Origin of the sequence: Fulvivirga aurantia (assembly GCF_009711475.1) — a bacterium.
GTDB lineage: Bacteria > Bacteroidota > Bacteroidia > Cytophagales > Cyclobacteriaceae > Fulvivirga > Fulvivirga aurantia.
The window spans coordinates 1-10,206 of the sequence record NZ_SMMD01000838.1; the positions used below are offsets into that span (position 1 = coordinate 1).

General features: G+C 40.3%; 6 protein-coding genes. 1 reads left to right on the forward strand and 5 read right to left on the reverse strand.

Annotated features, from left to right (window positions below; all coding sequences use genetic code 11):
- The 5 genes from E1176_RS12250 to E1176_RS12270 form a co-directional block, all read right to left on the reverse strand.
- A partial coding sequence (locus E1176_RS12250; RefSeq protein WP_222933141.1) for an imm11 family protein occupies positions 1–601 on the reverse strand: 601 nt, incomplete at its 3' end.
- Between the two features lie 2 nt (positions 602–603).
- Positions 604–4,806, reverse strand: a complete 4,203-nt coding sequence (locus E1176_RS12255; RefSeq protein WP_155210925.1) for an AHH domain-containing protein — start codon at positions 4,804–4,806, stop codon at positions 604–606.
- 9 nt (positions 4,807–4,815) lie between these two features.
- The gene (locus E1176_RS12260) at positions 4,816–6,225 is read right to left on the reverse strand and encodes an ATP-binding protein (RefSeq protein WP_155210926.1); all 1,410 of its coding nucleotides are present in this window, start codon (positions 6,223–6,225) and stop codon (positions 4,816–4,818) included.
- Positions 6,226–6,227: 2 nt separating this feature from the next.
- Complete coding sequence (locus E1176_RS12265; RefSeq protein ID WP_155210927.1) at positions 6,228–7,442, reverse strand: hypothetical protein; 1,215 nt, start codon at positions 7,440–7,442, stop codon at positions 6,228–6,230.
- Positions 7,443–7,581: 139 nt separating this feature from the next.
- The gene (locus tag E1176_RS12270) at positions 7,582–8,910 is read right to left on the reverse strand and encodes an ATP-binding protein (RefSeq protein ID WP_155210928.1); all 1,329 of its coding nucleotides are present in this window, start codon (positions 8,908–8,910) and stop codon (positions 7,582–7,584) included.
- A gap of 227 nt (positions 8,911–9,137) precedes the next feature.
- Here E1176_RS12270 and E1176_RS12275 point away from each other — a divergent pair.
- The coding region (locus E1176_RS12275; protein WP_155210929.1) for a hypothetical protein at positions 9,138–10,206 on the forward strand (1,069 nt) is incomplete at its 3' end.

A 10,206-nucleotide genomic window follows, 5' to 3' on the forward strand; every position in this document is an offset into this window, starting at 1 on the left:
CTTCTTCAAGTTGATTTTTGAGGTTTTCGGAAATTAAGGGACTGACACCCCACGGTAGGCGAAATAAATCGGGAGTTTTGAATAATTTAATAGTAGCAGGTGACACTATACCCTCATCACCATTTGAATAAAGCTCATAAAACTCCTCTACAGATTTAGGGTTAACTTTCTTGTATCGTTTATCACCTAAATAGTTAGTCCTATAATATTGAGAGTTAGGAAAATCAACAACATCTCTACTTTCTAAAATATAAAAAAGAAAATAGTTGTATTCATTTTGCTCATCATATGAAAAAATTCGTGTCGGAAATACTTTTGTAGACTCAACCTCGCACCTATTTATAATATCTTTTACTTTTTGATTAACCACAAGCCCGACAGCACCAGATGTAAATGTGCTACTCAAAACATCTGTCAGCTTAGCATTTTTGTGGAGTTTAAAAATATCTAAATCAGGCATAGGGTCGGGCCACTCTCTACGATTTAATGTTAAATACACACTTCTTTCTTTTCTCGGAAGCAGTCTTACAGCTTCATCAATTTGCGATAAGCTGCCTGATATTTTCATATCAGATTCTCTATGTACTTCATAATAGTTCATACTTAAAGTAAGTTTAATAGAGTAGTTGGATTATCATCAATTAATTTATCAAAATCGGAGATAACCGCTTTAACCTCACCTATAACACGTGTTGGATCTTGGCTTATGTCAATTTTACCAAGAGCAATTTCTACCTTCATTGAATATTTTGGATGTGACGCATGCGTACCATTGGCATCAGCAATTATATCCCCAAGTTTATTTTTTCTAGTTTGCCCACTATATCTTTTAAGCCACTTGCCGTTGATTTTATTATTAAAGTCAAACCCATTCTCAATAGCGATTAGCAAAGCTTCACTTTTTGGTATTAATTCAACAGGAATAATGTGATGAGCATTATAATTTGGACCCGGTGATTTTCCTAAGGCTGAGGTTAGCCTTCCTCTGTTTTTGATAGCATCGGCAGGAGCCTGACCAAGTTCTTTAATTGCCTTATCATAATCAAAAGAGTCATATCCGTCAATGTGCTGTTTCCCTTTCAGTTCAAGCTCATCTAACTCTTTAAGGCGCGTATTCTTATCCATTTCTTCCAGACTTTGAACATAACGACTCTTGGTTGGATTATTTCGCCTACCGACCAAATACCCTTCTACCTCTCCTTTTCCATCAGCTCGTTTAAATGTTCCATGAGACCCAACGCGATCACTTTTTTTAGTTATCACCTTCTCTATCTTCCCACTAGCCAATAGCACCCACGGGTTCACCTCACCTTCCAGCTTAAACCTGCGCTTTTGCACACTTAGCTTAAATTTCTTAAAGCGCAGCTGCTTAGACAATCGCTTGCCAAGATCATCAAAGGTTTTTGCTCCTTTGGCAAAGCCTTTGCGCACACCTTTCATGGCTACTTTACCATTTTTGGCCACGGCTTTTGCCCCACTTTTGCTCACTTTTGTAAGGTCTCTAGCCGCCTTTGCAGTTTCTTTTACTGATTTCTTAGCACTAGATGTCGCGGCTTTTACCCCGGTTTTAGCAGCACCTCTCACCCCTTGTTCACCCACAGTTTTAACAGCTGTTTTTGCTCCTTTCATGGCAGCTTTACCGCCAAAAAGTAAAGCAAATACCAATTCAATGGTGAGTACTGCAAGACCTCTTGCCAGTTTAGTCGCTCCTTCAACTAAATTGCCAGGCCAGGCGGATCCTAAAAATCCTCCGAAATGCTTAGCGGTTTGATATATTCCCTCGGCTGCAAAGTATGCTCCGATGATCTGCAAGAGCAGCGGTAAAGCAGCCATAATGGCTCCGCCCGTGAGTATATTAGCCAATATCACTCCTGCGATACCCGCTACAATTCCAGCTATAATGGCAACCTTGTTCTCACTAAACCACTTTACCACACCATCTTTCATGGTTTTTATCAGGTAACCGGCACGCTCTGTCGGTGTTTGAAAAGGACCGACTAAGCCATCATCCTTCAAATTATCTGAAGAAGGCGCCTGATCTGGTGATGTAGCATTTGATGACTCAGGCGTAGTTTCGGTCTCTATAGCATCTCGCTTTACTGCATCCATGCCGTGCTCGTCATCTTCGGAGGCCCCAAATTCAATCGAAGCACCATCGCCCATCGCTGCCACCTGGCTCATGAGCTCAGGCTCAAGTGAGGCACCTTCTACAACCTGATCTGCCTCAACTTCTGAAGGTTGGTAGGTATCTTTTTCTAAAACAGCGGCATCCTGAGCGGGCAATACAGAGGTTGCCTGAGTATTCAAATCTGCGAGCGCTACAGCTGGGCGCTCATTAGGCAATGGCTTGGTCACATCCTGACCTAAGAGCTCTTCTGACATTTGGCCAAAGAAAAACTCCGGAGATATTTTGGCAGAGGAAACCAGATTGGTGATACCCTTAAATATTTTAATCAGGCCGTCAATTATAAAATTAACGACATCTAAAATCGCATTGAGTGCTGCTTTGTAAGCATCCAGACAAGCATTAATTAATGAGCCCAGCGTATCTAACAAGGTATTAACCACTGTTTTTAGACCCTCTGCCAGACGGTCTACCGCTTCAATTGCTTTATTTATTGCCTTGTCTATAAGTGATTCAAACTTCTCTGCAATACCTGGGAAAGCTGCAAATAGCATATTGGCCAGCCCTTTGAGAAGGCTGCCAAAAGTCTGAATGAAGCCAGTGATTAAGTTTTTCGCTACATCAATGAGTGCTGTTACTGCTGTTTTAGCTGCCTCGACAATTTTGTTTACCAGGCTCTTAAGCCCTTCAAATATATTATTGACGGCTGTTTTGAGCTTATCAAAAACACCTCCAACAAAATCAGTAGCCTTGTCCCACCAGCTCTTATCTTCTTTCACTTGCTGCTTTTGTTTGGCAGCTTCTTCATTGGCTTTTGCAGTAGCTTTTTCTGTTTCAACCTGAGCTTCTGAGAGCTTCTTCTCTACCTGTTTGTCAGTCGCTTTTATTTGATTGTCGACCTTACCCAGCGTTTCTTTCCGCGCTTCGTCACTCTTTTGCTGGTATTGCTCTACCGCCTGCTCATTTTCTTCCTTCCACTTGCTCTGTAAAGCAGCTGTTTCTGCTTTTGCTGATTCTTGAGATTGCTTTTGTAATTCAGCTGTATTATTAACCTCGATTTCAAACTGTTCATCAAAATCAGCTTTTGAACTGTCTGAATTAGTTTCTAACTGTTCTTTGGCCGAATCTAATTTAGCTTCCTGCTCAGCGATTTGCTGCTGCACCTGTTGTTGTGACTGTAAATCAAACTGCTCCTCTACTTCAGACAAGCGATCTTTTGGCAAATCGACTTTCAGATTCTTAATACCATCTATAGCACCCTGAACTGCTGGTGGTTTTAGTATTTTCCCATCAAACTTAGGCAAGATTCTGCCAAGGCCCTTTCTTGAAAATATCGTTTTATTAGCCTTGGCTTTTTCCTGAGCTATTTTCTCGTCAGCTTCAGCCTTAAATTTTCCAACTAATTTAGGATCTCGCTCACCCTCAAGAGGAATTTTAGGCACTGAGTCTAAACTTACGTCTACTTTAGGTAGTGAGTCCGGGAAATCTGTAATATCTCCGGGGGTTTCCTTGAGTACCTCTTCAGCGGCTTTCTCAACTGATAGATTATCATCTATCTTTTCTTTCAGGTCACTTTTCTTAGGTATAAATTCTAAATTTTCCTCAATCTTAGTCTTTGCCTTATCCGGTAGCTGCTGGTCGCCAGGCATGAGTCCGGTAGGAGCCTTAACTTCCGGTAGTTTCTCCTCAAGTTTCTCTTTTTCTGCATTTAAACCATCTTTGACTCCCTCACCCAGTTGAGCAGCATCATCCAACATTTTCGTTGGTTTCCTTTTCAGGAATAATTTGAGCACTTCATCAGCTCCTTCAATTTTGGCCTTTTTCTTAGGAGTTGGCTCTTTCTTAATGCGCTCAGTATCTTGCTCTTCTTTTGCTTTATGCTCTCTGGTCTTTTGCTCTTTCTCTGGCGATTCTTTCTCTTTAATTATAGAGCCGACTTTTTCAACCTTGTCCTTAATTGGCTCTGCTAACGCCTGAGTTTCTGGTCCGATAAGCGACTCTGCAGCTTGAGTTGCCTTATCAGCAACATCTTCAACAAGTTGCCCCGGATCTATGGCCATCTCCCATTTAATTTGAGGAAACTGCTCCATGAGCAAGTCTACAAACTGACTGGAACCGTATTTTACTCTATTATCTCTAAGCTTAATCTCAAATCGCTTGAACTTAGAAGACACCCAGGCCTTTTCTCTACGCGAACGTGTAGTTGACAAAAAAGCTATCTTCAAACCCCTATAATACTGCCTGGCAAGCTTATCGAGGCCCTGATCCGCCAGTTGGCTACTTTTAATTTCTTTTACTTTTTCATTAAAAGCTTTTTTAGCAGTAGCTGTGGCCGCTTTTTTCAGGTTTGGTTTGGTAAATTTTCGCTTAGCTTCCTTTAGGTGGTTAATGGACCTTTCTGCCTTTTGTTTATTTTTCTTTACAAGATTCTTGGCCTGTGTATGAGCCTCTCTGGCTTTCGATCTGGCTCCTGCCAAAGGTCCAAGTGTATCGATGATTTCAGAAATAGAAAGATCCTCCAGGTTTGACTGAGCCATTGATGCAGACTCCTTAGCCAAATTTTTTAGTTTCTTTCTTTCTTCAGCCGAAAGGGCTTCCATAGCTGAATATCGCTCACCCAAAAGCTCAGCTTTGTCTTTGAGCTGCTCTATAGGGTCTGCATATGCTATTTCTGAAGCCATAAATACTTGCTATAAACCCTTTTCTTTATTCTGTTCGAGTTTTATAAAAGGTGCCACTGTAGATTTAGTAAGTAAGTTTGTTTTGTCTCTGGTGGCTTTAAGACACGCCAGCTTTATGATGTTAGAAATATTGGCTCCCGTAAGCTGATAACTATTGGCCAGATCAATAGGCAACTGATCAGTTTCATATTTAAAATTGTCTGGCAAGGCCTTTTTCCATAATATTTCCCTCTCATTCTCAGCAGGAGGTGGAATAAAAATTGAAGTCAAAATCCTTCTTTTAAAGGCATTGTCTAAGTTTTGGTTATAATTACTCGCCAAAATTACAAGCCCCGGAAATCGCTCGATTTTCTGCAGTAGGTAAGCCACTTCCTGGTTGGCATAACGATCACGAGCATCTTTTACCTCAGTTCGTTTACCGAAAAGCGCATCTGCTTCATCAAAAAATAGAATACAACGCTTTCCTTCGAGTCGGTCAAATATCTTTTCAAGATTCTTTTCTGTCTCGCCAATATATTTAGAAACTACCCTCGAGAGATCAACGGCATATACATCTAACCCCAACTTCCTGCCTAAAACTGCCACAGTCATGGTTTTACCGGTACCAGGAGGTCCGTAAAGCATCGATACATAACCAGGCTTTACCTTTCTGGCAAAATCATCGTGATCGTATAATGTTTGCTGACTTTGCACAAAATCTGTCAGGGACTCTAGCTGATCTAAAACACTTTGCTTGTGAACCAGGTCTTCAAACTTTTGATTGGTTTCTAATAAAACTGCAGGAAAATCAGCACTTACACCTATTGAAACCTTTTTGCCATTCATCAACCAGCGGTAATACTCATCACTTAGTTTGATCATTTGATTTTCGAGGCTATCCATACTCCCGAGTTGAGTGATGAAAATTTGCTCTTTAAATAAACGACTACTGACAAGTTGATCGTAATAAAAAGCTCTTTTTGTAGCGTTTAAGCCAGATAGCAGAAAAAGTACAGTTCTTAATGTGGGCACGATACTTACCTGCTCTTTTTCTTTTCTACCCCCTGCCCAGTAAATCAATTGTTCATTGGCCCAAAGCGGCATCAGTGAGGAAGGCTGAAATTGCGAAATAAACACAAGCGAAATCAAGAAACTTTCAGCCTCAGTCAATGATAAATCTTCTTCCAGTATTTGCCAGGCACTGTTGTTTTGCCAGGTCGGCTTATCGGCTATTTCCTGAAAAGGTATGCTATTGGCTTTTTCTTCAATCTCAGAAAGGCGCTGTGTAATAACTTTTGAAACCCACTCTTCAGCGGATTTGAATGATTTGATACTTAAAGCCAGAAGTTCCAATTCCAGCTCTTGCTCTTTGATGTGATCTACCGGTTGATTGACTTGTGCTCTTGACTTTTCTGCAACCTTTGAGGCGGGTGCCAGCATAATTACTCTTGCTTATTTGTAGAACTAAATTCTCCTTTACTATTTGTTTTGATGAGGGTTAACACATCATTGTTTTCAATCTCTGAAGTACCCATAACCAATATATCACCGTCTACTATAGCCACCTGACTGCCACGGTCGTCACCGTTACCTCCAAAAACTTTAGACCATCGAATATCTCCATTAAAAGTTGCTTCACACAGTAAAATATCGTTGTTATCGGCACCAACCTCTTGTACTCCGGCTATAATCATGGTACCATTAGTGCTAAGCGCCACTCCTCTTGCCTCTTCACTAAGCTCAGTACCAAATACCTGATCCCAGCTCACTTTAAGCCTGCCTGTTGTATTTATTCCAAGTAATAATAAGTCAGAATTACCACCATTGGCTTTGGCCGAACCACTGATCACCCAACCAGCGGCTGTAGATGTAAGGTCATTGCCAATTTCATTGATACCGTTATTTTCACCATAAAAGGCAAGCTGGTTAGATTGTCCGTCTTTTTCTATAAGACCAATTACAATATTTGAATCTGAACCACCCCCTGTGTTGGTAGTGCTACTCCAAAGGATTTCTCCAGCGCTTGTTTCTACCAGGCTGCTAAGTGCGCCAAGCCCTTCTAAAAAGTTTACTGAAACAGTCCACAAGCTGTCTCCACTGGCGCTGATTTTATAGAAATAATTATCAACTACATCGTTACCTCTCAGCACATTTCCACCAATTACAAACCCACCATCCTGAGTTATCACAGTGCGCTCACCCTCTTCGCTAAAGTTTTTTCTACCCACTGTAAGGCTATCCAGTAGATTTCCTTCCTGATCGACCTTGAGCAAAGCATAATCTTTGTTGCCGTTGGCCTCCGTCACAAATCCTGTGATAAGAATATTCCCTTCACTATCCAGTGTTATAGATGAGCCGCCATCATTGAGCGCACCTCCAAAAGTTTTTTCCCACTGATAATCTCCGTATGCATCGGTCTTAACTAAATAAATATCCTGGCCGCCATTGCCCAAAGAAGATGTGGTGCCGAGTAAGAGGATATCGCCATTTTCTAATATGGCCAGATCGCGAGCACTCTCATCGAAAGCGGTACCATAAAATTTCTTAAACAGACTGTCTCTTTCAGGCGATAGTTTTTCTTCTGTTTCGCACGAAAAAACTAGAGTAGATAAGGTGGCAATTAAAATCAAGGAGATGGATTGAAGCTTTCCTTTCATTACGAGTTAATTGGTTTTGTATTGAATCTGTGAAAATAAACGAAAAGGTTTATAACTCATTCTAAATTGGAATTATTTATAAGGCGACTTTTTATACTAGAATAAAAATATCAATTATTGGTTTACAACAATTACAGACCTATAACACTTTACCTTCTTTACTGAGTTCCCGTTGAATGGCAGTGAGAAGATCATTTTGTAGCACTTTATTAGATTGATTTTTAAGAGACATTAATGTGCAGTATCTCAGCACATTACCTATAGCAGCACCCGATAATTCATAATTTTTGGCGATGTCTCGCAGATTAATATTCTCGTCAAGCACGAGGTGATGAGCAAATGCCTTTTGCCATAACAAATATCTTTCTTCCGGGCCGGGCATAGGAAAATAAATCATTGATTGAAACCTCCTTAAAAAAGCTTTATCCATATTAGCTTTTAGATTTGAAGCTAGGACTATTAACCCGGGATAGTCTTCTACTCGCTGCAATAAATAGGACACCTCCTGATTGGCATATCGATCATTAGAAGATTGTGTTTGTGTTCTCTTACCAAAAATAGCATCCGCTTCATCGAAAAATAATATCCAATTCTTATTTTCAGCGGTGTCAAAAAGGCTTTTGAGGTTCTTTTCGGTTTCTCCTATATATTTAGATACCAGCATAGATAAATCTATATGGTAAACTTTCCGATCGTATTTTTTTCCCATCAGGGAGGCGGTTAAAGTTTTACCGGTGCCCGGTGGGCCATAAAATAATACCCTATAACCGCGCTTAAATTTTTTGGCTATCTCAGGAAATTCACCAAGCTGATTACCATGAGCCAGCCAGGCTTCCATTTCTTCAAGCGCTTCATGTGTATCGTACTCCAACACCAAGTCTTCCCAACGCTGCTGTGTTTCCAATAGCTTAGCCGGAAACTCCCTGGTATAGTCCGGTCTAAAATTTTTTTCGTAAAGAAAGCTGTGCAAACACTCCTCCGATGGTATAAGCCTACCCGTCATAGGAGGAACGCCATGTTGCGTATTACCTATCTTAAGCAGACCATTTGCTAAAAGTTTTTGATTTGGTCTGAGTAATTCCTGTATGTCTAATCTCGTAGAAAGATCATTACCCGCCACTAAAAATATGGCTGTTTCTCCTGTCGGTATGAAACCACTAGATGAATCAGCAAAGGAACCTCCTACTTCTGTAAATAGGGTATTGGTCTGGGTATTCTTTAAGCAAAGAGGATCTAAATATTCTGATGCAACGTAAGGCACAATTGCCAAAACTAAAAACAGTCTTTCTGCCGGGTTGAGCTCGAGTTTTTGAACTGTTTCAGCATAGCGACTTTTATCAGCCGGTATGATTTGGGGTACGGTTGGCTCTTTATCTAACCCTTCTTTACCAGACAGCTGAGCGACTCGTAAATCGATAATTTTACGTAGCCAAATTATGTCTTGTCGCAACAAGGTGTTTTTATCCATGGCCGTAAGTTTACTAAAACTAGTGGCTATAACTCAAGTTAATTTTCTTAAAATCTAATTTCTCATGTGGAGAAAATTGCAACTCTCTTAAAATCAGATTATTAAACAAAATCATTTTCAAACCTCAAGATCAAATGAATATATAATGAAATGAAAATTTTGAATTATTATTGGATTTATATCTCGATGCTATACTTTAGTTATATCAACCATATCATTTTACCATCTTGAAACAAAGTAAAGAAAAGCAAAACCAGGAAGTCGCCCGCCATCCAGATAAACGAATGAGGAATAGCGCACAGAGAGACAGAATGAATCGCGCTGTGGATCCAGAACATGATGATAAAGACATTGAAGTTATTAGCCCAAAGAGTCCGGCTAGAGAGACTACACCTTTAGCATTGGAACAAAAGCCAGAAGAAACGAATGATGAGGGAGATAAGAAGGTTAAAGATCCGGAACCGGATCATCCTTATATGCAAGTACTAGGCTGGGGACAATCACGCGATTGGACCATCTTTGGCACTTCATACACTACAAGGTTTATATACAAAGGTAAAGCTGCTGATTGGAAAAAGCTTTTGGCCACACTAGATGACGACAGATCTGTTATAAAATATTTAGCGCCCTTTTTTGCAGCGGTTGGTTGTGGAAGTGGAAGCGTTAGATATAATGTATACGCTGGAGATTATACAGAAGCCTACCACTATAAGGACGCCACTCCATCTCAGGAAGATATATTAGAGCTCATTAAGGCATTATATGACACTGAATCATCAAAAGAGAGTACAATTGATCTGCCGAACGAATTCTGGACAGAAGGAGGAAGTAATATTCCAAGATTCTATGATATGGGTTTTGATGGCCTTGCCGAGTTTATCTCACAATATCAAACACTTTTGATAGATTATAAATCAGCTCAAATTGGCAATGTATCTCTAGAGTATGCAGATGCAAAAAAACTAGCTACTGAGGGGACACGCTGGAGTGATGTACAGATTAACGACCCAAAAGTTGTAGAAGCAATGATTGACAACGCATTTGCTACAGCTCTTGCGGCAGTTAAAAAGATACTAGCAAACCAAACTGATGATAAAGAAGGTGATGCTACACAAAACAAGGAAGACATACATGCTTCAATGATGATAACCAACTCAGCCAAAATAATTTCAGCAGCCATAGACTCATACGGGGCCACCACTCTCAAAGCCAACAAATCGATCAAAACTGTATTTGATCAAGTGTGGGATTTAATACCTATTCCAAAAACGATCCCAAAACTCTTAGAGGATTCTG